This window comes from Burkholderia sp. AU17457 (genome assembly GCF_002223255.1).
Lineage (GTDB): Bacteria > Pseudomonadota > Gammaproteobacteria > Burkholderiales > Burkholderiaceae > Burkholderia > Burkholderia sola.
Genome location: NZ_NKFB01000005.1, coordinates 1,722,853 through 1,746,223, shown reverse-complemented (window position 1 = coordinate 1,746,223; position 23,371 = coordinate 1,722,853). Strand labels below are relative to the sequence as shown.

Annotated in this window: 24 protein-coding genes; 9 read left to right on the top strand and 15 right to left on the bottom strand. The window is 69.1% G+C overall.

Annotated elements, in window-relative coordinates; all coding sequences use genetic code 11:
• Positions 1-62 precede the first annotated feature (62 nt).
• From CFB49_RS25110 to CFB49_RS25090, 5 genes are read left to right on the top strand one after another with little or no spacing between them, the layout of a single operon-like run.
• The gene (locus CFB49_RS25110) at positions 63-1,169 is read left to right on the top strand and encodes a 3-deoxy-7-phosphoheptulonate synthase (protein ID WP_084044140.1); all 1,107 of its coding nucleotides are present in this window, start codon (positions 63-65) and stop codon (positions 1,167-1,169) included.
• 15 nt (positions 1,170-1,184) lie between these two features.
• Positions 1,185-2,444 (top strand): aromatic ring-hydroxylating oxygenase subunit alpha, encoded by a 1,260-nt coding sequence (locus tag CFB49_RS25105; protein WP_050018149.1) that lies wholly within the window; start codon positions 1,185-1,187, stop codon positions 2,442-2,444.
• The gene (locus tag CFB49_RS25100) at positions 2,445-2,972 is read left to right on the top strand and encodes an aromatic-ring-hydroxylating dioxygenase subunit beta (protein ID WP_089436848.1); all 528 of its coding nucleotides are present in this window, start codon (positions 2,445-2,447) and stop codon (positions 2,970-2,972) included. It abuts the gene before it with no gap.
• Between the two features lie 14 nt (positions 2,973-2,986).
• Positions 2,987-3,337 carry a non-heme iron oxygenase ferredoxin subunit gene (locus CFB49_RS25095; RefSeq protein WP_089492607.1) on the top strand — a complete coding sequence of 117 codons (351 nt, stop codon included), beginning with the start codon at positions 2,987-2,989 and terminating at the stop codon, positions 3,335-3,337.
• Positions 3,334-3,645, top strand: coding sequence for a DUF1330 domain-containing protein (locus tag CFB49_RS25090; protein WP_047902672.1), 312 nt, complete (start codon positions 3,334-3,336; stop codon positions 3,643-3,645). Before CFB49_RS25095 ends, CFB49_RS25090 begins: the two co-directional genes overlap by 4 nt.
• 228 nt (positions 3,646-3,873) lie before the next feature.
• Here CFB49_RS25090 and CFB49_RS25085 read toward each other — a convergent pair whose 3' ends face one another.
• The 9 genes from CFB49_RS25085 to CFB49_RS25045 form a co-directional block, all read right to left on the bottom strand.
• On the bottom strand, positions 3,874-5,412 hold the full coding sequence (locus CFB49_RS25085) for a DHA2 family efflux MFS transporter permease subunit (protein ID WP_069617316.1): 1,539 nt from the start codon (positions 5,410-5,412) through the stop codon (positions 3,874-3,876).
• A 2-nt stretch (positions 5,413-5,414) separates the two neighbouring features.
• Complete coding sequence (locus CFB49_RS25080) at positions 5,415-6,614, bottom strand: HlyD family secretion protein (protein ID WP_050014931.1); 1,200 nt, start codon at positions 6,612-6,614, stop codon at positions 5,415-5,417.
• Positions 6,611-8,056 (bottom strand): efflux transporter outer membrane subunit, encoded by a 1,446-nt coding sequence (locus CFB49_RS25075; protein WP_089492606.1) that lies wholly within the window; start codon positions 8,054-8,056, stop codon positions 6,611-6,613. The genes CFB49_RS25080 and CFB49_RS25075 overlap by 4 nt, the downstream gene beginning before the upstream one ends.
• Positions 8,057-8,208: 152 nt before the next feature.
• Positions 8,209-8,733 (bottom strand): shikimate kinase, encoded by a 525-nt coding sequence (locus tag CFB49_RS25070; protein WP_176730165.1) that lies wholly within the window; start codon positions 8,731-8,733, stop codon positions 8,209-8,211.
• The gene (locus CFB49_RS25065; RefSeq protein WP_089492605.1) at positions 8,730-9,401 is read right to left on the bottom strand and encodes a hypothetical protein; all 672 of its coding nucleotides are present in this window, start codon (positions 9,399-9,401) and stop codon (positions 8,730-8,732) included. Before CFB49_RS25065 ends, CFB49_RS25070 begins: the two co-directional genes overlap by 4 nt.
• On the bottom strand, positions 9,398-10,540 hold the full coding sequence (gene pheA / locus CFB49_RS25060; RefSeq protein ID WP_084044139.1) for a prephenate dehydratase: 1,143 nt from the start codon (positions 10,538-10,540) through the stop codon (positions 9,398-9,400). The genes CFB49_RS25065 and pheA overlap by 4 nt, the downstream gene beginning before the upstream one ends.
• Entirely contained in the window at positions 10,537-11,556 is a 1,020-nt protein-coding gene (locus CFB49_RS25055) for an NAD(P)H-dependent flavin oxidoreductase (RefSeq protein ID WP_089492604.1), read from the bottom strand. The genes pheA and CFB49_RS25055 overlap by 4 nt, the downstream gene beginning before the upstream one ends.
• A gap of 17 nt (positions 11,557-11,573) precedes the next feature.
• On the bottom strand, positions 11,574-11,978 hold the full coding sequence (locus tag CFB49_RS25050) for a thioesterase family protein (protein ID WP_089436845.1): 405 nt from the start codon (positions 11,976-11,978) through the stop codon (positions 11,574-11,576).
• Between the two features lie 36 nt (positions 11,979-12,014).
• Positions 12,015-13,379, bottom strand: coding sequence for an acyl-CoA dehydrogenase family protein (locus CFB49_RS25045; protein WP_256979914.1), 1,365 nt, complete (start codon positions 13,377-13,379; stop codon positions 12,015-12,017).
• A gap of 371 nt (positions 13,380-13,750) precedes the next feature.
• Between CFB49_RS25045 and CFB49_RS25040 the strand changes: the two genes are divergently transcribed.
• The 3 genes from CFB49_RS25040 (at position 13,751) to CFB49_RS25030 (ending at position 17,107) form a co-directional block, all read left to right on the top strand.
• Positions 13,751-15,040 (top strand): NAD(P)/FAD-dependent oxidoreductase, encoded by a 1,290-nt coding sequence (locus tag CFB49_RS25040; RefSeq protein ID WP_089492602.1) that lies wholly within the window; start codon positions 13,751-13,753, stop codon positions 15,038-15,040.
• A gap of 17 nt (positions 15,041-15,057) precedes the next feature.
• Positions 15,058-15,615 (top strand): helix-turn-helix domain-containing protein, encoded by a 558-nt coding sequence (locus CFB49_RS25035; protein WP_069617310.1) that lies wholly within the window; start codon positions 15,058-15,060, stop codon positions 15,613-15,615.
• 145 nt (positions 15,616-15,760) lie between these two features.
• Positions 15,761-17,107 (top strand): glutamine synthetase family protein, encoded by a 1,347-nt coding sequence (locus tag CFB49_RS25030; RefSeq protein ID WP_069617309.1) that lies wholly within the window; start codon positions 15,761-15,763, stop codon positions 17,105-17,107.
• A 25-nt stretch (positions 17,108-17,132) separates the two neighbouring features.
• Here CFB49_RS25030 and CFB49_RS25025 read toward each other — a convergent pair whose 3' ends face one another.
• From CFB49_RS25025 to CFB49_RS25000, 6 genes are all read right to left on the bottom strand, one after another.
• The gene (locus tag CFB49_RS25025) at positions 17,133-17,660 is read right to left on the bottom strand and encodes a GNAT family N-acetyltransferase (RefSeq protein ID WP_089492601.1); all 528 of its coding nucleotides are present in this window, start codon (positions 17,658-17,660) and stop codon (positions 17,133-17,135) included.
• A gap of 51 nt (positions 17,661-17,711) precedes the next feature.
• Entirely contained in the window at positions 17,712-18,290 is a 579-nt protein-coding gene (locus CFB49_RS25020) for a hypothetical protein (RefSeq protein ID WP_089492600.1), read from the bottom strand.
• Between the two features lie 65 nt (positions 18,291-18,355).
• On the bottom strand, positions 18,356-18,745 hold the full coding sequence (locus CFB49_RS25015; RefSeq protein WP_006480817.1) for a lysozyme inhibitor LprI family protein: 390 nt from the start codon (positions 18,743-18,745) through the stop codon (positions 18,356-18,358).
• 54 nt (positions 18,746-18,799) lie between these two features.
• Positions 18,800-19,582, bottom strand: coding sequence for an N-acetylmuramoyl-L-alanine amidase family protein (locus CFB49_RS25010; protein WP_089492599.1), 783 nt, complete (start codon positions 19,580-19,582; stop codon positions 18,800-18,802).
• Positions 19,583-19,706: 124 nt separating this feature from the next.
• Positions 19,707-21,326, bottom strand: coding sequence for an NAD(P)/FAD-dependent oxidoreductase (locus CFB49_RS25005; protein ID WP_089492598.1), 1,620 nt, complete (start codon positions 21,324-21,326; stop codon positions 19,707-19,709).
• Complete coding sequence (locus CFB49_RS25000) at positions 21,326-22,840, bottom strand: polyamine aminopropyltransferase (protein WP_069617304.1); 1,515 nt, start codon at positions 22,838-22,840, stop codon at positions 21,326-21,328. Before CFB49_RS25000 ends, CFB49_RS25005 begins: the two co-directional genes overlap by 1 nt.
• Before the next feature lie 121 nt (positions 22,841-22,961).
• On the opposite strand from CFB49_RS25000, the gene CFB49_RS24995 reads away from it, so the two are divergent.
• Positions 22,962-23,348, top strand: coding sequence for a DUF350 domain-containing protein (locus CFB49_RS24995; protein ID WP_006480820.1), 387 nt, complete (start codon positions 22,962-22,964; stop codon positions 23,346-23,348).
• The last annotated feature ends 23 nt before the right edge of the window (positions 23,349-23,371 follow it).

Sequence of the window (23,371 nt, the reverse complement as noted above, 5' to 3'; positions counted from 1 at the left end):
ATTTGACCGCGCTCTAATTGGCTCCGTAAATCGGCATCCGATCAGCGAGAGTGGAGCGTTAAATGGAAAAATCCGTTGAGGCAGCGTTGACGCAAGGCGTGGCGGTGATCAGTGCGCAGCGGCTGCGCACCGAGTTGCCCTGCGATCCCGGCCTGGCACGGTCGATCGGCGATGCGCGGCGCGCATTGGCGCGCATCATCGCGGGCGACGACGACCGGCTGGCGCTGATCGTCGGCCCGTGCTCGATCCATGATGCGGACGCCGCGCTGGCGTTCGCGCGCCGGCTCGCGCCGCTGCGCGAGCGGTACGCCGACGTGCTCGAGATCGTGATGCGCGTCTATTTCGAAAAGCCGCGCACCACGGTCGGCTGGAAAGGGCTGCTGAACGACCCGTATCTCGACGGCAGTTTCCGGATCGAGGACGGCCTGCGCGTCGCGCGCAAGGTGCTGCTCGGCATCAATGCGCTGGGCTTGCCGGCCGCGACCGAATTTCTCGATCCGATGACCGCGCCGTATCTCGACGACCTCGTGTCGTGGGGCGCGATCGGCGCGCGCACGACCGAATCGCAGATCCATCGCCAGGCGGCATCGGGGCTCGACCTGCCGGTCGGCTTCAAGAACGGCACCGACGGCAACGTGAAGGTCGCGATCGACGCGATCCGCGCATCGCGGGCGTCGCACAGCTACCTGAGGTCGTCCGTGTCCGGCAGCGTGGAAATCGCGACCACGCGCGGCAATCCCGACACGCATATCGTCCTGCGCGGCGGCAAGACGCCGAACTACGATGCCGCCAGCGTCGCGGCCGCCTGCGCCGCGCTGCGCGACGCCCATCTTCCCCCGTATGTCGTGATCGACGCCAGCCATGGCAACAGCGGCAAGCAGACCCGCGCGCAGATCGACGTCTGCGGCAACGTCGCCGCGCAACTGCATCGCGGGGAGCGCGCGATCGTGGGCGTGATGATCGAGTCGTTCCTCGTCGAGGGGCGGCAGGACCTGGTGCCGGGCACGCCGCCGGTATTCGGCCAAAGCATCACCGACGCATGTCTCGGCTGGGATCACACGGCCGAACTCGTCGAGCAGTTGGCTGCCGCGGCGGTTGCGCGGCGGCGTTCGCCAGCCGGCTTCATCGCGCACGGCGCCGCCGTCGCGATGCAGGCCGTTTCTTACTGAATGAAAGGAGCTCTCTTGAACTCACCCATCGACATCGCCCGCGCGCTCGACTGGAAAGGCGACGGCGCCAGCCGCACGCCATACGAGGCGTATACGAGTGAAGCGCTGTACCAGCGGGAACTCGAGCGCCTGTTCTATGCGAATCACTGGTGCTACATCGGCCTCGAAGCCGAAGTGCCGTCCCCCGGCGATTTCCAGCGCACGGAAGTCGGCGAGCGATCCGTCGTGATGACGCGCACGGAGGACGGCGAGATCGTCGTCTTCGAAAACGCGTGCGCGCACCGCGGCATGCAGTTCTGCCGCGAGCGCTCGGGGAAAGCGAAGGATTTCCACTGCCCGTATCACCAGTGGAACTACGACCTGAAGGGCAACCTGATCGGTGTGCCGTTCCGGCGCGGCGTGCGTCAGGGCGGCACGATCAACGGCGGCATGCCGGCGGATTTCGAGCCCGGCAAGCATGCGCTGCGGCGCCTGCGCGTGTCGACGCGCGGCGGCGCCGTGTTCGCGTCGTTCGACGAGAACGTCGAATCGTTCGAGGACTTCCTCGGCCCGCGCATCCTGCCTTACTACGATCGCCTGTTCCACGGCCCGAAGCTGACCGTGCTCGGCTACACGCGGCAGCGCGTGCCGAGCAACTGGAAGCTGATGGTCGAGAACATCAAGGATCCGTATCACGCGGGGTTGCTGCATACCTGGTTCGTCAACTTCGGCCTGTGGCGCGCGGACAATCCCGCCCGGCTCGTGACCGATGCGCATCACCGGCATGGCGCGATGGTGTCGATCCGCAGCGGCGGCGGCGGCGGTGAAGTGACCCACAACGTGACGAGCTTCAAGGAGCGCATGACGCTGCACGACGACCGCTTCCTCGATGTCGTGCACGAACCGTGGTGGGGCGATCCGACCGTCGTGATGCTCACGCTGATGCCGAGCGTCATCATCCAGCAGCAGGTCAATGCGTTGTCGACGCGTCGCATCCGGCCGATCGGCCCGGGCGTGTTCGACTACGTGTGGACGCATTTCGGTTTCGAGACCGACACGGAGGAGATGACGCGGCGCCGGCTGCGTCAGGCCAATCTGTTCGGGCCGGCCGGCTTCGTGTCGGCGGACGACGGCGAGGTCATCGAATGCGTGCAGCAGAGCTTCGAGCAGATTCAGCACGGCAACGTTTACAACGAGCTCGGCGGCCGGCAGATCGACGAGCAGACCGAACACATGGTCAGCGAAACGCTGGTGCGCGGCATGTACCAGTACTGGCGCCAAGTGATGGAGGCCTGAATGAGCACGATCACGACACGAACGGGCCGACCGTCCGCCGAGCCGCACGCGGGCGGCGCGAACTTCGAGGATTTCTATTCACTCGTCCAGTTCAATGCGCGGTACGCGGCCGTGCTCGACGGCGGCGACTGGGACGCATGGCCGGAATTCTTCGTCGAGCAATGCCGGTACACGGTGGTGCCGCGCGAGAACCACGAGCGCAACCTGCCCCTCGCGGTGATGGACTTCGAGAGCAAGGGCATGCTGAAGGATCGCGTCTACGGGATCAAGGAGACGCTGTTCTTCGATCCGTACTACCAGCGCCACGTGATCGGACTGCCGTTCATCACGTATCTCGACGACGCGGTGATCGAGGCGGAGACGAACTACGCGGTGCTGCGCACGAAGACCGAGCAGATGAGCGACGTGTACAACACCGGGCGCTACCTGGACCGGATCGTGCGTACGCCGCACGGGCTGCGTTTCGAGTCGCGCATTTGCGTGTACGACAGCGAGATGATTCCGAACTCGCTGATTTATCCGATCTGAACGAGGGGCCGAAAGTGACTACGGAATGGATCGATGCGGTCGCGCCGGAAGCGGTGCGCGCCGACGGAATACTCGGCGTCTGGGTGGGCGGCCGCGACATCGCGCTGTATGCGGTCGGCGACGAGATCTTCGCGACCGAGAACCAGTGCACGCATGGCGACGCGCGATTGAGCGACGGCTTCCTGCTCGACGACGAGATCGAATGCCCGCTGCATCAGGGGCGCTTCAGCGTGCGGACCGGCATTGCGCTGTGCGCGCCGCTGACGACGTGCGTGCACACCTATCCGGTGAAGATCGAGAACGGCCGCGTGTTCGTGCAGCTCGCGCCGGCCGATGCGGCGGCGCCGGCGGAGGCGCGATCATGAGCGCGTACGTTGTGTTCGATATCGACGTGCACGACGTCGATGCGTACCAGGCCTACCGCCGGCTCGGCGCGCCGACGGTGGCCGCGTACGGCGGGCGCTTCCTGGTGCGCGGCGCCGAAGTCGAGACGCTGGAAGGAGACTGGGCGCCGAAGCGCGTCGTCGTGCTCGAATTCGAGTCGGCGGAGCGCGCCCGCGAGTGGTATCGGTCGGAGGGCTATCAGGCGGCCAAGCGTCTGCGCGAGCCGGCCGCGCGGACGATCGGCATCCTGGCCGACGGCTACGTGCCGGCGGCCGGCGATCCGCGTTAAGCGAAGTCGAAGTTGAAGTCGAGGGGGTGCCGCGCCGTGTCGATCGGCGCGGCACCCTTTTTTCATTCGGGGCGCCGTCGAATGCGGCCCGCGCCGTCGATTCATCGATGACGGCAATGCGATCCGGCGGAGACTTCCGCCGCCTGTCGTCCGGTTACCCGGTTACCCGGTTACCCGGTCGATCGCTCCGCCGGGCGACACGGCTTCCGGCGGTTTCCGTTCACGACGTCACGCATGACGGTAGCGGATCGACCAGACCGCCAGCAGCGTCGCGCCGAACAGCAGCAGGCAGCCGAACGAGAAATCGTTCAGCGCGAGCATGTGCGCTTCGACGTCGATCGCATGCGAGACCGACGCGAGCGCGCCGGACGGCGACAGCCCCGCGTGATCGAGCCGCGCGAACCAGTCGCCGGACGCGAAATCGTACGGCGTGATGTGGTCGACGAGATAGGTGTTGTGCACGCGGGAACGACGCTCGAAGTAGGTCGGCGCGACCGAGGTCGCGACGCTGGTGCCGATCCGGCGCAGCGCGTTCTGCAGCCCGGATGCCGCGGGCAGCCGCTCGCGGGGCAGCCCGGCAAGCGACAGCGACACGAGCGGCGTGATGAAGAACGCGGTGGCGGCGCCCATCAGCAACGAATTGGCGGCGATGTCGCCGAGGGTCACGTCGCTGTTGAAATGCATGCGCCAGAACGACGCGGCGCCCCAGCCGACGAGCGCGACGGTCGCGAGCAGGCGCGGGTCGGTGCGGCCCTGGAAGCGGCCGAGCAGCGGCGCGATCACGATCCCCGCGACGCCGAGCGGCGCGGTGGCGATGCCGGCCCAGGTGGCCGTGTATCCCTGCTGGGTCTGCAGCCACAGCGGCACGAGCACCAGCGCGCCGAAGTAGAGCCCGAAGCCGACCGTGATCGCGAGCGTGCTCGTCGTGAAGTCGCGGTCCGCGAACAGCCGCAGGTCGACGATCGGATGGTTGTCGGTCAGCTCCCAGAGGATCAGCGCGACGAACGACACGATGCTCACGACCGCCAGCATGCGAATTTCGTCGGAGGCGAACCAGTCGAGGTTCTGGCCGCGATCGAGCAGCAACTGGAACGAACCGAACGCGGCGGTGAGCAGCAGCAGCCCGACGACGTCGACCGGCAGCCGCCGCGTCGCGTTGTCGCGTCCCTTCAGCAGCCGCGCGAGCACGCCCAGCACGAGCACGCCCGGCGGCACGTTCACGTAGAAGATGTACGGCCAGCTCAGGTTGTCGGTGATCCAGCCGCCGGCGATCGGCCCGAGCACCGGCGCGACGAACGTCGTGGTCTGCCACACGGCCAGTGCGACGTGGCGGCGCGCCGACGGGAATACCGCGAGCAGCAGCGCCTGCGACAGCGCGGTGATCGGGCCCGACGCGGCGCCCTGGAGCGCGCGAAACAGCAGCAGCGACTCGAAGTTCGGCGCCATCCCGCACAGGACCGACGTGAGCACGAACAGCAGCACCGACACGCGGAACAGCCGCACCTGGCCGAAGCGCTGCGTGAGCCAGCCGGTGAGCGGCAGCGTGATCGCGAGCGGCGTCGCGAACGAGGTCAGCATCCACGTGCCCATGTCCGGGGCGACGCCGAGATCGCCAGCGATGGTCGGGACGGCGACGTTCGCGATCGTCAGGTCGAGCGTCTGCATGAAATTCGCGACGCTGACCGCGATCGCGACGAGCGCCAGCGGCATGCCGGCGAGCGGCTCCAGCGGCAGTTTCGGCGCCGCGTTCCGGGTGAAGAAGCGCATCGTCAGGCTCCCGGTGCGAGCGGGCGTGCGCCGCTGTTCGCGCGAATCGTCTCGGTGACGAGCGCCTCGCCCGCTTCGTCGTCGTCGCGATAGATCGACGTGGCGTCGATCGACCGGCGCGCTTCGGGCGGACGGGCGGGCGGCGATGCCGATGCGGTGCCGGGGCCGTGATCGACCGGCACCGATGCCGTCATCGACAGGCCGATACGCAGCGGATGCGCGCGCAGTTCGGCGGGATCGAGCGCGATCCGGACCGGCACGCGCTGGACGACCTTGATCCAGTTGCCGGTCGCGTTCTGCGCGGGCACGGCCGCGAATGCGGCGCCGGTGCCGGCTTCGAGCCCGACGACGCGCCCGTGGAACACCACGTCGCTGCCGTACAGGTCCGAGAACAGCTCGACCGGCTGCCCGGCGCGCATGCCGCGCAGTTGCGACTCCTTGAAGTTGGCCTCGACCCACACGTGATCGAGCGGCACGAGCGCCATCGACGGCGTGCCGGGCGACACGTGCTGGCCGACCTGCACGACCCGGCGCGTGACGAGCCCGCCGAGCGGCGCGTGTATTTCGGTGCGGCGCAGCGCGAGCGCCGCGCTGCGGACCCGGGCGGCCGCCGCGCGCACGAGCGGATTCGTATCGATCGACGTGCCGTCGGTGCGCGCGAGGGTCGCGTCGTAGGCAGCCTGCTGCGCGTTCAGCGCGGCTGCCGCGCCGTCCATCGCATCCCGCGCATGGCGCAGATCCTCGCGCGACACGCCGCCGTCTTGCGCAAGGCTCAGCCGGCGCTGCAGGTCGTCGTTCGCCTTCGCCCATTCGGTGCGCCGCACCCGGATCTGCGCTTCGTCGCGCACCGCGTCCGCATGCGCGGTGCGGTATTGGCGCACCGCATGCGCGAGTTGCGCGACCGCTTCGTCCAGCGCGAGCCGGGCGTCGGTCTTGTCGACGCTGAACAGCAGGTCGCCGGGGCGGACCCAGTCGGCATTCTGCACGCGCACGGCGTCGACGGTGCCGCCGATCTGCGGCGAGATCTGCACGACGTCGCCGGAGACGTACGCGTCGTCGGTCGTCTCGGTGCCGCGCGTGGTGGCCCACGCGACGGCGGCGAGGCCGGCCGCGCCGGCGAGCGCGATGAAGAACCAGCGGAAGTAGCGCCGGCGCGCGCGCTGCAGCGCGGGCTCGGCGGCGGGGGATTCGGGACGGTTCATTGGGTGACTCCAGTGGAAGTGGCGCCGCCGAGCGCGGCGATCAGGCGGGCATGCTCGATCGCGAACGACGCGTCCGCGCGGGCGACCGATGCGCGGTCCTCGAGCAGCCGGCCTTCGGCGAGCAGGACGTCGAGGTAGCCGGAAATGCCTTTCCGGTAGCGCTGCGTTTCGATGGTGTAAGCCTGTTGCGCGCGCGACAGCGCCTCGCGCTGAAGCGCGCGCTGCCGGCCGAGGGTGTCGATCTGGACGAGGGTATCGCTGACCTGCGCGAGCGCGTTGACGACCGTGTCGTCGTACGTCGCGACGGCGGCGTTGTAGGCGGCGGTTTGCGCGCGCAGGCCGGCGCGCAGGCGCCCGCCCTCGAAGATCGGCAGCGTGATCGCGGGGCCCGCGCCGAATGTGCCGCTGTTGCCGTGGAACAGCGCGCGGAAGCCGAAGCTCTGCACGCCGGCGAAGGCCAGCAGGTTGACGTCCGGATAGAACGCGGCGCGCGCCGCGTCGATGTTCGCCGCTTCGGCTTCGACCCGGTAGCGCGCGGCCAGGACGTCGGGCCGGCGGCCGATCAGCGCCGCGGGCAGGACGGCCGGCATCGGCAGCGCTGCGGCCGGCGGCGCGGCGGGCGTCAGCGCATCGGCGTAACCGGGCCCCCGGCCGACGAGCGCGGCGAGCCGGTGGCGCAGCCGGGCCGACGCGGCCGCATGCGTGTCGATGTCGGCCTGCGCGTGCGGAATCGGTTCGCTCGCCCTGAGCACGGCGACCTGCATGTCGAGGCCGGCGTCCGCGCGTTGCGACGTGAGGCGCAGCAGATAGCTGTGTTGCTGCAGCGTATCGCGCGCGATCGCGAGCAGTCGCTGTTCGAGCGCGAGCTGCAGATACGTTTCGACGATCGCCGCCTGCAGCGACACGGCGGCCGCGCGCTCGAGCGCGCGCTGCTGGTCCGCACGCAGCGCGGCGGCGCGCGCCAGCGCGTGCTGCCGGCCGGCGATGTCGAGATCCCACGACGCGCCGAGCAGCGCCTGCGCATCGACCTGCCAGTGCCCGGCCGCGGGCGGCGGCGTCCGGTAGCTGCCCGGCAGGCGCGTCGGCACCGCGCTCGCCGTCGCGCCGAGCTGCGGCAGCAGCGCGGCGTTTTCGACGTCGGCTTCGGCCAGCGCCTGCGCGACCCGTTCACGCTGCGCCTGCAGCGTCGGTGCGCCGGCCAGCGCATCGTCGACGAGGCGATCCAGCTGCGCATCGCCGAACGCGGTCCACCAGCGTTCGGCGACCGTCGGCGAGCCGGCGTCGGCGGCGCGGATCGCGGCGCCCGCATCGAGCTGCTCGACGGGCGTGATCCGGGCCGCCGGGCGTTGCGGGCCGAACGGCGCGCAGCCGGCGATCGCGAGCGCGGCGAGCGCGGGAACCAGGCGGCAGGCGCCGCGCGCTCGATCGATGAATAGGGGCATGGTCGGTTTCCTGTCGCGTGAAGGCAAACGATCTGTATCTAAAAATATATCTTTAGATATTATTTGGCGATCGGCAACTGGTAGAAATGGCAGTCGGCCGCATCGGCCGGCATCGTTGAAAACAGCGGAGGGGGTAGGCAGAAGCGGGCGGGTTACGCGATGGCGAGTGCGTCGAGCGCTGCCGCGAGCGTTTGTGCGACGGACTGGCCCGAGGTATCGATGCGGCAGTGCGCGCAGGCGCGGTACAGCGATTCGCGCGCGTCGTGCAGCGCGGCGAGCGCCGCGCGCGGGTCGGCGACGTTCAGCAGCGGCCGGGACGCGTCGCCGCGCGTGCGGTGCCACAGGGTGTCGAGATCGGTCGCGAGGTGGATCACGAAACAGCGCTGGCCGAGCCGGGCGCGCGTGTCGTCGCGCAGCACGGCGCCGCCGCCGGTCGCGAGCACGAGCGCCGGCCCGCGCGTCAGCGCGTCGATCACGTCGGCTTCGCGTGCGCGGAAGTCGCCCGCATGGAATTGCACGGCGACGGGCGCGCCGAAGCGGCGTTCGAGTTCGCGGTCGGCGTCGACGAACGGCAACGCGAGTGCGCGGGCCAGTGCGTTGCCGATGGTCGTCTTGCCGGCGCCGGGCATGCCGACGAGCGCGATGCGCGTCGAGCCGGCCTGCGGGCGCGTGTTCACAGGCGGCTGCGCAGCGACGGCGCGCGGCGCGTCACGGCGGCGATGCGCTGCATCCGGACGTAGTTCGCGAGCGGGTCCAGCGCATCGGCGATGAAGGTGTGCGGCGCGCCGGCGGCCATGTCCAGCGCAATGCCGGCGACCACGAGCGTGCCGTCGCACAGGGCGTCGGCGAGCGCGCCGATGCGCGCACCAAGCGCCGGCGACGCAGCGCCGAGATCTGCAATGACGCGACGCGAGCGCGGCCAGTCGACCGGCTCCGCCGGGCGTATCGGCCAGCGTGCCAGCAGGCCGCCGGGCAGCGGCGTCGCGGCCCGTGCAGCGGACGTTTCGAGCACCCGCCAGGTCAGCGGCGCCGCGGGCAGGCTTGCGCGCCAGCGGCCGTAGGCGGTCGCCGCGGTGTCGCCGACCGCTACCGCCGGAAGCCGGAGACGCTCGCAGCGCCGCAGCAGGCATGCGATGCCGGCGGCGTCGGGCGTGCCGCGCACGAACGGCAGCAGCTCCAGTTCGTCGTCGTATTCGGCGCGCAGCGCGCGCAGCCATCGCCCGGCGGCGAGCGGCAGGCAGTCCGCCGCGGCGATGCCGCACAGCACGAGCAGGCGATCGTCGCGACCGTCGCGAATCGCGAGCAGCCGGGTGGCGACGCGGGACGAAGCGGGCGCCGTCGTCATGATGCGTCGGGGCCGTCGGTGTGCCGGTCGGTACCGCCCGCGGCACGCGGATAGGCGCCGAGCACGCGCAGCTCGGAAGCGGCGAACGCAATCTCGTCGAGCGCCGCGCGCACGTTCGGATCGAGCGGGTGCCCGCCGAAGTCGATGCAGTACCGATACGCATGGCCGGCGTCCCGCGCCGGGCGCACGTCGACCCACAGCAGCGGTGCGCGGTGGTGGGCGAGAGCATCGAATACGCGCGCGAGCGCGTCGGGCGCATCGGTCGGCCGCAGCACGATGCTCGTGCGGTCGTGGCCGGTCGGCGCCGGCGTCTGGCCGCCGACGATCACGAAGCGCGTGCGATTGTCCGGGTGATCCTGGATCGCGCTGGCGACGATTCGCAGTCCATAAAGCGCGGCCGCGGGTTCGCCGGCGATCGCCGCGCAGTCGTACAGGTGCGCGGCCTCGCGTGCGGCCACCGCGTTGCTGGACACCGGGATGCGGCGCAGGCCGGGCGCATGCGCGTCGAGCCACGCGCGGCATTGCGCGAGCGCCTGCGGATGGCCGACCACGCTGTCGACGCCGGCGAGCGAGCCGCTGGCGCTCAGCAGGCAGTGCGCGACCGGCAGTTCGATTTCGCCCGTGACGGGCGCCGCTTGCGCGATCAGCAGGTCGAGCGTGCGGGTCACGGTGCCTTCGGACGAATTCTCCATCGGCACGACCGCGCATTCCACGTCGCCACGCGCGAGCGCGTCGAATACCGCGTCGATCGTCTCGTGCGCCTGCCCGCGGGCGAATTCGCCGAAGTGACGCAGCATCGCGGTTTCGGTGTAGGTGCCCGACGGGCCGAGGAACGCGACGGACGGCAGCGATTGCGCGTCACGGCTCGCGCTGAACAGCGTCTGCCAGATGGCGCGCAGGTCGCGGTCGCGCAGCCCCCACGGCGCGCGCGTGCACAGCTCGGCGACGATCGACGCTTCGCGGGCGGGCTGCCGCACCGCGAGCCCCGCATGCCGCTTGAGATGACCGATCTCGGTTGCGTGAGCGATGCGCTGGCCGATCAGCTCGAGAAGCTGGTCGTCGATCACGTCGATCTGCGCGCGGCGGCGTGCGATCGCATCGTCGATCGATGATGGGGCGGCAAGTTCGGTCGGCGTCATGGCGTGTCGATCCGTGAAGTCGCGGAAACGGCCGGGCGGTGCGTGGCGAGGTGTGTCGCCGCGCCCGGCTGCATGCGTGCGATGGCGCGCGCGTATTCGGCCTCGAGCCGTTCGACGATTTCGGCGACGCTGAGCACCGCGTCCATCGCGCCGACGCCCTGGCCGGCCCCCCAGATGTCGCGCCACTGCTTCGCGCCGCCGTCCGGCGAGAAATCGAGTTGCGCGCCGTCGACCCGGGCGAGCCGCCGCGCGTCGAGCCCGGCCGCCTCGATGCTCTGGCGCAGGTAGTTGCCGTGGACGCCGGTGAACGCGTCGGTGTAGATGATGTCGGCCGCGCTGGCTTCGACGATCGTGTCCTTGTAGCGCTGCACCACGTTGGCTTCGTGCGACGCCAGGAAGCGCGTTCCGATATACGCGAAGTCGGCGCCGAGCGCGCGCGCGGCGGCGATCGCGTCGCCCGTCGCGATCGCACCGGACAGCGCGATGAAGCCGTCGTAGAAGCGCCGCACTTCCGTGACCAGCGCGAACGGCGACAGCGTGCCGGCGTGGCCGCCCGCGCCCGCCGCGACGAGGACGAGGCCGTCGACGCCGGCTTCCAGCGCCTTCTGCGCATGTCGCACCGTCGTGACGTCGTGCAGCACGATCCCGCCGTACGCGTGGATCGCGTCGACGACGTCGCGCGACGGGGCGCGCAGGCTCGTGATCATCAGCGGCACGCGCCGGTCGATGCAGATGCGCAGGTCCTGTTCGACGCGCGGATTCGACGGATGGCAGATATGGTTGACCGCGTACGGGCCGACCGGCGCATCGGGATGGGCGTCCCGGTACGCGCGCAGCGTGCCGTCGATCGTGTCGATCCAGTCGCCGAGCTGCGCGCTGAGCCGCGCGTTGAGCGCCGGAAATGCGCCGACGATCCCGCTCCTGCACTGGGCGAGCACCATCTCGGGATAGCTCGCGATCAGCATCGGAGACGCAATCACCGGCAGCCGGAGACCCTGCAGCGGAAGCGGAATCATGGTCGGGCTCCGGCTCGTCAGCGTGCGAGCGCCGCGCTGTCGCGCCGCTCGGCCAGGCGGCGGTGGAAGCCGTCGCGGCTCACGGCGCAGCGCGTATGCACGCCTTCGCCGACGACGCCCACCGCGTCGCGCACCTCGACCCGGTACGTCATCATGCGACCGTCGACCTCGATCAGTTCCGCATCGACCGTCACTTCCCATTCGGGCGGCGTCGGTGCGAGATGCTTGATCTCGAAGTTGTAGCCGACCGTCATCTGACCGGCCGGCAGCAGATGGTCGGTCGCCTGCATGCAGGTCTGTTCGATGAAGATGATCATGATCGGGCTCGCGAGCGCGTGCGCTTCGCCTCCCCATTGATCGGCGAGCGAAATCGTGTCGACGCGGTGGGTGGCGCGGGCACGCAGGCCAGTCTGGATAGTCAAGGGCAGCTCCTGAACGGGTGATGGAAGGGTAGGCGGTCACGCCGCGCGCGCCGTGGCGGCCGCGCGGCGTTGCATCTGGCTGAAGATGTTGCGGTAATGCATTTCCTCGGTGCCGCCGGCCGAGCCCATCGCGAGCGCGTCGGCGACGAAGGTGGCGAGCGGGCCGCGCCGGTAGCCGTCGCTGCCGTGAATCGCGAGCAGGTGCAGCGCGGCCTGCGCGAGATCGCGCGCGCCCGCGAGCTTCGCGATCGAGCAGTTCGCGAGCGCCTCGGGGCGCTGCGCGACGAGCAGGTCGAGCGCCGCGCGCGCCGTCCAGCGGGTGCGTTCGATGCCGACCTGGATGTCGACCAGCCGGCGCTGTACGTGTTGATGCGCGTCCAGCGCGACGCCGAGCGTTTTGCGGGCGCCGGCGTGCGCGAGCGCGTCGGCGAGAAACGGCTGGGTGACGTTCGCGCACAGCAGGCCGAACAGCGCGCGATTCATCGACGCGATGTCCATCAGCAGGCGCAGCCCGTCGCCGGGCGTGCCGAGCAGTTCGTCGGCGTCGACGCGCACGGCGGACAGTGCGAGATCGCCGATCGGAAGATCCGCGACGCCGAACGTCGCCTGCGGGGCGCTGCGCTGCACGCCCGCACGTTCGGGATCGATCAGCACCAGCGCGGTGGCCGGCTTGCCGTCGCCGGTCAGGGTCGCGACGATCATCATCAGGCGCGCTTCGGGCGCGTGGCTGATGTTGTACTTGTGGCCGTCGAGCCGGTAGTGGTCGCCGTCGCGAACGAGACACGTTTCGAGCGCGCGCACTTCGGTGCCGGTACCTTTCTCCGAGATCGCTGTGGCGCCGATGGCGCCGGACAGCAGCGACGGCAGATGCCGTGTGCGCTGCGCGTCGGAACCGTATGCGACGAGCGCCCGAATCAGCGTCGCCTGATTCGCGAGCGCCATCGCGAAGCCGACGGAGCGCAGCGCCGCGGCGACCGCTTCGAATGCATCGACGAAGTCGTGCCACGTACCGCCCGCGCCGCCGAGTTCGCGCGGGACCGGCACGCGCCACAGTCCCGCGTCGGACAAGGCATCCCACGCATCGCGATGGAAGGCGCCGCAAGGGGCGGACCGCGCATGGCGTTCGGCGATGTCCCGGTATGCGGCGGTCGTCATGTGCTGTGCTTCGCAGGCGGTGAGAGTCATGTCGGGGCGCGAGACTTTGCATGGATCGTGTCGCCAATCTAATGAAAAGCCTCCGGACGAGAAACTGTCAGTTATTGCACTTCGACGCGGTGCGCGGCGGCGGATGATTCGGGCGCAAGCGGCGAGGCGATGGAAGGCGGAGCGAGATTGCCGGAGGTGATCGTGATGTCCGTCGCGCATCGGCACGAGCGAGGGCTGCCGGACGATGGCGGTCACGCCGTGCCGTCGTCGGCGGTATCGCGGCGCTTCGATGACGGGAGACGATCGCGCGTCGGTGGTGAGGCGACACGCGGCGGGATTGCCGACGCTTCGTCGTTCAGGTCGATTCGATTGACTTCGCAGTCCATATCATTCGGACGACGTGGAATGTATTCGCGTCGAATTCCCGATGCTCGTTTCGTTGCCGTCACACCTGCCGGGCGTCGAGCACGCGTCGGTGGAGCGTGCGACAAATAAACCGCCAGTCGATTCGGACGGCCCGACCCCGTCGCACCGACGATCGGCGCCATCATGTCCGGCCTTGCCTCCGTGAAATTGTCGTGCTAGTTTTTCATGAAATTTATCGGCGTAATTTTCACGAAATCCGCATGTTCGTGCAGTCCGACCGTCACGTCGCAAGCTACTACGCCGGCACCTACCCGGCGCCGATCCCGCATCGGCCGGCGCTGGACGAACGCGTCGACGCCGACGTGCTGGTCGTCGGCGCGGGCTTCAGCGGGCTGCATACGGCACTGCGACTCGCGCTCGCGGGCAAGCGCGTCGTCATGCTCGAAGCGAGCCGCGTCGCCTGGGCCGCATCGGGCCGAAACGGCGGACAAGCGCTGCTCGGCTGGTCGTGCGACATGCAGCCGCTCGAGGATGCGCTCGGCCGCGACGGCGCGCGCCTGCTCTGGGACAGCATGCGCTGGGCAGCGGCCGAGGTGCGCGAACTGCCGGCGCGGCATGGTTTCGACATCGATTACCGGCCCGGCAGCCTGTGGGCGGCGGTGCGGCCGCGGCGCGTCGCGATGCTCGCGCAGGCCCGCGACGAAGCCGCCGAGCGGTGGGGCTACGACCGGCTGCGCGTGATCGGGCATGACGAGATGCCCGAATGGATCGGCGGCACGCGCTATCTCGCCGCGCTCCACGATCCGGAGGCCGGCCACCTGAACCCGCTGAAGCTCGCGCTCGGCCTCGCGCAGACGATCGAGCGCGCGGGCGGCCGCATCTTCGAACAGAGCCGCGTGCTCGACTGCCGCGAGACGGCCGGCGGCCACGTCGCGCGCACGGCGCGCGGCGAAGTGCGGGCGGACGTGCTGGTGCTCGCCTGCAATGCATACGTCGACCGGCTCGATCGCGATCTCGCGCGCCGGCTGCTGCCGGTCGGCACGTACCAGGTCGCAACGGCGCCGCTCGCGCCCGACGTCGCGCATGCGCTGCTGCCGCGCAACAGCTGCGTGATCGACAACCAGTTCGTGCCCGACTATTTCCGCCTGAGTCCGGACAACCGGCTGCTGTTCGGCGGCGGCTGCACGTATCTCGGCGGCATCCCGGCCGATATCGCGGCGGCGACGCGCCCGCATCTCGAACGCGTGTTTCCGCAACTGGCCGGCGTGCCGCTCGACTACGCGTGGGGCGGTCACATCGACATCAGCATGCGTCGCACGCCGGACATCGGCCGCCACGGGCAGCGCTTCTGGTTGCAGGGTTTTTCGGGGCACGGCGTGCTGCCGACGCTCGCCGGTGCGCGCGCGGTGGCCGACGCCGTGCTCGGCGACGCCCACCTGCTCGAGCACTACCAGCGCATCCGCAACCCGCGCTTTCCCGGCGGCGACCGGCTGGCCGCGCCGCTGGAGGCGCTCGGCAAGGCCTGGTACCGCCTGCGCGATACCGTTTGACTGCATCGGAATCCTTCATGAACGAACAGGAAGAGATAGAAAGTCTGGCGATCCTGATCCGCGACCTGCGCAAGCATCGCAAGGTCACGCTGAGCGATCTCGCCGAACGGATCGGCCGCTCGGTCGGCTTTCTGTCGCAGGTCGAGCGCGGGCTGTCGCGTCCGACGGTTGCGGATCTCACCGCGATCGGCGAAGCGCTCGGCGTGCCGACCACGTATTTCTACAGCCTGAGCAAGCCGCGCAGCGTGCCGTGGGTCACGCGGCCCGACGAACGCCGCACCGTGCATTACGCGGCCGGCATTACCGACATTCTCGTGTCGCCGAACATGCGTTCGCGCTTCTCGATCCTCGAAAGCCATCTCGGGCCGGGCGCGAGCAGCGGCGATCGCCCGGTCGACGACAGCGACGAGCAGGGCGGCTTCGTGCTCGAAGGAGCGCTGACGATCTGGATCGACGGCGACGACACGCCCGTCACGCTCGGCCCGAACGATGCATTTCAGCTTCCCGCGCACAAGCGCTTCCGGTATGCGAACCTGACCGACGCGCCGACGCGCGTGATCTGGGTGTTCACCTGAGTCGAGCGGTCGGCGTCGCTGCCCGTCGCTCCGCGCAGCCTGTTTGCAGTACTGATCGACATGCGGCATGCGTTGCGCGGTGCGCCGCATGAGTCCGGTTCGCCGCGTGGCGGCACCGCCCTACAAGACATGGAAAGGATGAGACATGGCTGACGTCGTTCCCGCGCTGGTCAGTGAAGTCCGCGCATTCCGGCAGGCGCACCCCGAGATCCGTTATGTCGACCTGATCTGCCTCGACCTGCCCGGGCATTTCTACGGCAAGCGCTATCCGATCGACGCGCTCGAGAAAGTCGCGTCGGGCTCGCTGCTGAAGCTGCCGCAGAACTGCGTGCTGCTCGGCACGCAGGGCGGCCTCTACAAGATCGGCGATTACTGTTTCAACGACGGCGATCCCGATGCGCCGCGCCGCCTGATCCCCGGCACGCTGAAGCCCGTGCGCTGGGAACGGCAGCCGCTCGCGCAGATGCTGATCAGCTCCGACGGTACCGATTCGCCGATCGAATTCGAGCCGCGCGAGGTGCTCGCGCGCGTGCTGCGGCGGTTCGCGGCGCGCGGCATCCGGCCGGTCGTCGCATTCGAGCTCGAGTTCTACCTGTTCGCCGCGCAGCTCGCGCAAGGGTTGCCGCAGTATCCGCGCGATCGCCTGAGCGACGACCGCGACGATCAGCCGAACATGCATATCGAGCGCCTGACGCGCTTCTCCGACGTGCTGCACGAGATGGTCGACGCCGCGTGCGAACAGGGCGTCGATGCGACGGTGATCACCGCCGAGCTCGGGCCCGGCCAGTTCGAGATCAACTTCGGGCATACCGACGACGCGCTGCGCGCGGCCGACTGGTCGGCGCTGTTCTGCCGCAGCACGCGCGGCGTCGCGTTGCGGCATGGCTATCGCGCGAGCTTCATGGGCAAGCCGTATCTGCATGCGCCGGGCAGCGGGATGCACGTGCACGTGAGCCTGTATGACGACGCGGGGCGCAACGTGCTTGCCGCTGACGGGCAGCGGCCGTTGCGGCACGCGGTGGCCGGCTGCCTCGCGCTACTGCCGCATTGCATGCCGGTGTTCGCGCCGAATCACAATGCGTTTCGCCGCTACGGGTCGATGGTGAACGCGGCGAGCCGCGCGAGCTGGGGCTTCGAGGATCGCGACGCTTGCATCCGGATTCCGGAGTCGGATGCGCGCAACCTGCGGATCGAGCACCGGCTCGCGAGCGCGGATGCGAACCCGTACCTGGTGCTGGCGGCGATCCTGAGCGGGATGGAGCACGGGCTCGATGCGCGGCTCGAGCCGATCGCGCCGCTCAACGACGATCGCGGCAGCGGCATCGATTTCCCGAAGGAGATGCTGTCGGCGGTCGCCGCGATGCAGGATCATCCGGCCGTGCGCGAAGGGCTCGGCAGCGAATTCGTGATGGTGTATTGCGAGAACAAGCGGCAGGAGGAGCTGGATTTTCGCAACGAGATCGGCGCGCGGGAGTATCGGTGGTTTCTGTGATGGCTGCGCGCGTCGAAGCAGCCGGCTAGGGAAGTGCGCGCCAGTAGCGCACTTCCTCGATCGGCGTACCGTCGATCTCGAACGTCTTGACGTCGCATTCGGCGACGAAACCTTCGCGTTCGTAGAACGCCCGTGCCCGACGGTTTTTGACCAGTACCCACAGCGATACCCACGCATGGCCCGCGTCATGCAGCGATCGGCATGCGTGGTCGACCAGCAACGCGCCGATGCGTTGCCCGCAATGCGACGGATGCAGATAGATCGCTTCGATTTCGCCCCAGGCTCGATCCTTGTCGGCGTCGCGCGTCGGACCGTATGCGATCCAGCCGGCCAGTGCGTGGTTCGTGAACGCCAGCGCGACGCGCGGCCGTCCCGCGTCGAGTGCCTGGCGCCAGGCCGCCGTCCGTTTTTCGACCGACAGGCCGGCGAGGAACGGGGCCGGCATGATGTCCGCGTAAGTGGCCTGCCACGACGCGACGTGGATGTCGGCGATGGCCGATGCATCGGCGGAGGTGGCCGCGCGGATGTCGATCGTCGTCGTGTTCGGTGCCATGCGCCCCTCGGTGTGGCCGGTTGCCGTATGCCGCGCTGTTGTCCGCCGGGTTCACGCCGCCGGATCCGGACTGCCGTCGATGGTGAAACGGTAGTGGATGTCCACGTGCGATGCGTCGCCAGGTGCATCGGTTTTCTTGAAGACGAACTCGAACGCGGGTTCGAACCAGCCGTCGCGTGCGATTTCCCCGCCGAGGATCTCGACGTCGTACCAGCCGTTGTCGATTTCAACGACGGGCCTGCCCGGTTCGCGATAGCGCGCAAGCAGCGCATTCACCGTGTCGTCGGTGAAACGTTCGAGAATGCGCCAGGTGTAGAGCATCACCGCACGATGCTCGACGCGCAATACGCATCCGCCGCGCCGATGCTGCAGGCGGCTGCCTGATTTCAGCAATTCGGGCGTGTCGCCGTCCAGCGTGAAGATGATCGTATACGGATGATTCTCGATGCCGGCCAGCGGAATGACGATGCCTTCCCGCACCGCGTGGTCGCCGCTGTCGCCGGTCGTGAACGCCGATGCGACGTCGTCCGGTAGCCCGTGTTCATTCTTGTAGCGCTTCAGCAGCAGAAGATCGCCGACGAGAAAGTAGTCGATCAGATCGTTGAGGACTTCAGAGAACTCATGCCGCATCGTTGTTCCTTTCGAGCAGCGTGCCGTGCCGCGACATGCTTCGCGGCACGGCACGCGTGGCGACTTTATTCGCCGAGCTTCGACGTCACGCACCCCGTGCTCGAGCATTCGCGCTCACGCTCGCGCAGGAACGACAGCCGCGATTGCGTCATGTCGTTCGCGCATTGGATATCGACGAGGTAGCTGCTGCCGCGCGTTTCGCTGCACTGCGCGTCGCGTTGTTTCAGCCACGCGAGCTGACCGGCCTTCAGCGTCGCCTGCTGGTCGCCGCTCAGTTGCTTGCGCAGCCGGCCGTATTCGTCGTTGAGATCGCGGTCGGATTGCGAGAACTGCGTGCTCGTGCAATACACCTGGTCGAACGCGCTGCGCGGCTTTCCGCAGCCGGCCGCGTGCGCGGCGAACGGAACGGCAAGCGCGAGCAACGCACAGGATGCGAGCAGATTCTTCTTCTTCATGGTGAGGCTCCTGACTGGGTGAAAACCGGTGAATCCGACGGGCGATACCGTCGTTTATCGGGGTGTCGTACACGCGTCGATGCCGCCCGCGATCGCGGTGGACAGGCGCCGGATCGTCTCGCGCCGCGCGAGCCGCGCTTCCTCGTCCGGATTGACGATCACGCCGGCTTCGACGAGCACGGCCGGAATCGGCGCGGTGCGCAGCACGACGAGATCGTCGAAGCGGTGGATGCCGAGTGGCGGGTCGATCAGCGGGCGGTTCTCGCCCTTGATCGGTTGCGCGTGATACAGCGACGGCCGTTCGCCGGCCGCGACCAGCCGCTCGGCGATCGCCTTCGCGCAACGCAGGCTTTCCGCATAGTGCGGATTGCGTTCCGACACGAACACCGAGAAGCCGCGGAATTCGCGCTGGCGGCCCGCGTCGATGAACTGCTGCTGCATCGAGTCGTGATGGATCGATACGAACAGGTTCGCGTCGGGCGCCTGCGTCGAACGCCGATCGAGCGCGATCTCGCGGCCGTCCGCCGACGTGCGCAGCACGCGGTCGCCGTGCGCGGCGAGTGCGTCGGCGACCGCGCCGGACAGGTCGAGGTTGTACAGGTATTCGACGCGGCCGCTCGCGCCGGTGGAGCCCGGATGCGCGGGCGTATGGCCGGTGTCGACGACGATGTAGCGCCCGCTCGCGGGCTCGGCAACGGAAGCGCCGGGAGCGCCGCGGATTGCGGCGGCGTCGGCCGCGTGCAGCGCCGGCGGTGCGCCGAGCAGCGGGGCGCACGCGAGCACGCGCGCGGCGGCGCGCACGAGCGGGCGAAGGCGTCGGAGGGTTCGGTTCGTCATTGTTGTTGTCGAGAAGGGCGGTCGGCGCGTCGAACGGCGCGCCGCCGTCGGCCTGCTCAATGCAGTCGGAATGTCGCGCGATTATAGCGGGTGGCGGCGACGCCGCAATGACGAACGGCGGTTGTCAGGCCAGCACGCGCCGGGCCGCCAGCATGCCCCAGTACGACGCTTCCTCGAACAGCGACAGCCCGGACAGGTCGGCATGCGCGAACACGACGGGGCCGTCGGCATCGCGCAATGCGAGCAGCCCCGGCCGGCTCAGGAAGCCGACGTCCGGCGTGGCCATCGCATGGCCGCGCACGGTGATCTCGAGTGCGGTCGCATGCTTCCAGAGCTCGCGTCCGTATACGGCCTGCAGGTCGATTGCCGCCTGCTCGCGCAACGCGTCGGGCCTCGCCTGCGCGAGCCAGCGGCGCGTCTCGTCCGGCGTTTGCGTGCTCAATGCCTGATAGGCGGAGAACACGGAGCGCGTCGGCGGCGACATCCGGATCAACTGGTGCGTCGACACGACATAGCCGAGCCCCGCGCCGTCGTAGACGACGTTGTCCCACGCGAGCGGCACGCCGGCTTCCTCGGCGGGCATGCCGTCGAGCAGGAAATTGGACACGAGCCACGGCGCGCGCGGCGGCAGGTCGCGCGCGGGTTCGAAGCCGTACGCGGCAAGCTGCGGAAACACGCGCGCCGCGACGAACAGCGGCATCGCGCATACGACCCGGCGCGCCTTCAGCATGAACGTCGACAGGGCGCCGTCGTGGCCGACGCGGGCGCACAGCACGTCGACGCCGCCCGCGCGTTCGGTCGCGCGCACCGCGAAGCCGTCCCGCGACCATGCGTTCGAGCCGGTGCGCGCGGCGATCGAATCGCTCAGCTTCGTCACCATCGTATGCAGCCCGTCGGGCCAGGTCAGCACCGCGCCGTCGCCCGCGTCGCCCGCATGGCCGCCGCGCGACGAGAAATAGTGCAGCCCGGCCCATGCGGAGACGTGCTCGTAACCGGCGCCGTAGTCGTCGCGGCAGCAGTAGTCCAGATACCAGTGCAGCGCCTTCGCGGTGTAGCCCTCGTCGCGCAGCCACTGGCGAAACGAGCGCCGGTCGAGTGCGCGCCAGCGTGGGTCGCGCGACGAATCCGCGATCGGGATGCAGAACACCTTGCGGCCGTCGGCACCGTGCGCGGTGCGCAGCCCGTCGGTGTACGCGAAGAAGCGCGCCTGCTGCGCGAGTGCGTCGGCGTCGAGGCCGGCGGTCGGCACGATGCCGTCCTGCCACTGCCCGCCGATGAACAGCCGTTCGTCCGGTGCGTGGACGAGGGCACGCTCGTCGTACACGGGGCGCGCGGAGAACGGCGCGGATTCGATCACGCCGAGGTCGGCGAGCATGTCGCGCAGATGCACGGATTCGCGCGACGGCAGCGGCAGGTAGTGCGCGCCCTTCGGATAGCCGAGCGCGCCGAAGCGCCCGCCGGCCGCGTTGCCGCCGAATTCGGGGCCGGCGAGCACCGTGAAGCGCGTATGGCCGGCGCGCGCGAGCTGCCATGCGCACGACAGCCCGGCCGCGCCGGCGCCGAGAATCGCGACATCCGTCTCGATCGTGCCGGACGGCGGCGGCAGCATGGCATGGTCGCGCAGCGCATGGCCTTCGCGCATGCCGGGGTAGTCGACGCGCGGCGTCGTCTCGATCCAGCCGGTGCGGCCGCAGGCGGCGAGCGACGCGGCCGCCGACGCGACGAGGAACGTGCGACGGTCCATCAGCGCAGCACGTGCTTCCAGTCGTCGTCGAAGCGGCGCACGAGCGGCTGGTCGTTGAGTTCGTTCGGCGACATCGGCAGCGCCGGCATGTCGGCCGGAAAGTGGAACATCTCGGCGGCCGTTTGCGGATCGAGCCAGCGCGTCGGCACCGAGTAGTGCGTCGGCACCGTGAAATCGCGGCGCTTGCCGGCGATCACGAAGCCCCAGTCGCCGAACGACGGCACGTAGCAGTGGTACGGCCACGTGTTGAACCCCGCTTCGCGCAGCGTCGCGATGATGGTCCAGTACGCATGCGGCGCGAAATACGGCGACGTCGACTGGATCACCGTGTAGCCGTTCTCCGACAGGTGCCGTGCGAGCAGCCGGAATACAGGCACCGAATACAGGCGGCCGAGCCCGAAGTTGGTCGGATCGGGGAAGTCGACGACGATCGCGTCGTACACGTCGGCATTCGATTCGAGCCAGCGCACCGCGTCGTCGTTGATCACCTGCACGCGCGGATCCTTGAGCGCGCCCTGGTTCAGCTTGACGAGCGGCGCGGACGTCGAGAACAGCTTCGTCATCGCGGGATCGAGATCGACGAGCGTGATCCGTTCGAGATTGCGGTGCTTGAGCAGTTCGCGCACCGCGAGGCCGTCGCCGCCGCCCAGCACGAGCACGCGCTTCGCCCACGGCAGCGCCTCGATGGCCGGGTGGATCAGCGCTTCGTGATAGCGGTGCTCGTCGCGCGACGAGAATTGCAGGTTGCCGTTCAGGTACAGCCGCATGTCGTCGTGCCACTGCGTGAGCACGATGCGCTGGTACGGCGTCGTTTCCGAATAGATCGTCTCGTCGCCGTACACGCCGTGCTCGGCCCAGTGCGTGATGCGCTCCGACAGCGCGAACCCGGCAATCAGCAGCCCGATCACGAGCGACGCGCGCATCAGCTTGCCGCGCACGTTGCGGATTTCGTCGCGGAACAGGTGGGTCGTCCACAGTGCGACGAATGCGTTCAGGAGACCGAACAGGAAGCTCGTACGCAGCAGGCCGAGACGTGGCGCGAGCACGAGCGGGAAGATCAGCGACACGGCGAGCGAGCCGAGATAGTCGAAGGTCAGCACCTCGCTGACGGTATGGCGGAACGCCTGGCGGCGCTGCTGGAACGCGCGCATCACGAGCGGAATTTCCATCCCGATCAGCAGGCCGAGCGCGAGCACCAGTGCGTAGAGCGCCGCGCGAAACGGTGCGGCGAGCCATGCGAACACGACGAACAGCAGCGCGGCCGATACGCCGCCGAGCAGGCCGACGAGCAGCTCGATGTCGACGAAGCGGTCGAGCACGTCATCGTCCTCGACGAACTTCGCGAGCCACGAGCCGATCCCCATCGCGAACAGGTAGCAGCCGATCACCGACGAGAACTGCAGGATCGAATCGCCGAGCAGGTAGCTCGACAGCGCGCTGCTGATCAGTTCGTAGCCGAGCCCGCACGACGCGAGCACGAGAATCGACAGGACGAGCGCACGCTTATGCAGCATCGCGCATCCGTTGTGCAGTGTTCGGCAATGTGGATATACTGGCGCGGATTTTCGTCTGGCGGCCCCGTGCGGGCCGACCGGCGACGGGGCGGCGAACCGAGCACAAAATCCGAGGAAAAGAATGAATAGTGCCTATCTTTATGCGGTTCATTTACTGTCGGCGTTCGTGCTGCTTCTTGTGTTCGCGGCAGTGTACCTGAAGGTCACCCCGTTCGACGAACTCGCGCTGATCCGCGACGGCAACGCGGCCGCGACGCTGTCGTTCGGCGGCGCGCTGATCGGTTTCTGCCTGACGCTCGCGTCCAGCATCGCGCACAATTCCACGCTCGGCGAAGTCGTGATCTGGGCCGTCGGCGCGATGATCGTGCAACTGATCACCTATGCGGTGCTGACGCGCGTGATGCCCGGCATGAATCACGCGATCGAGGATCGCAACGTCGCGATGGGCGGCCTGATGGGCACCGCGTCGCTCGTCGTCGGCATCATCAATGCCGCCTGCCTGACCTGACGCGCCACGCGTTTCGAGGAGAC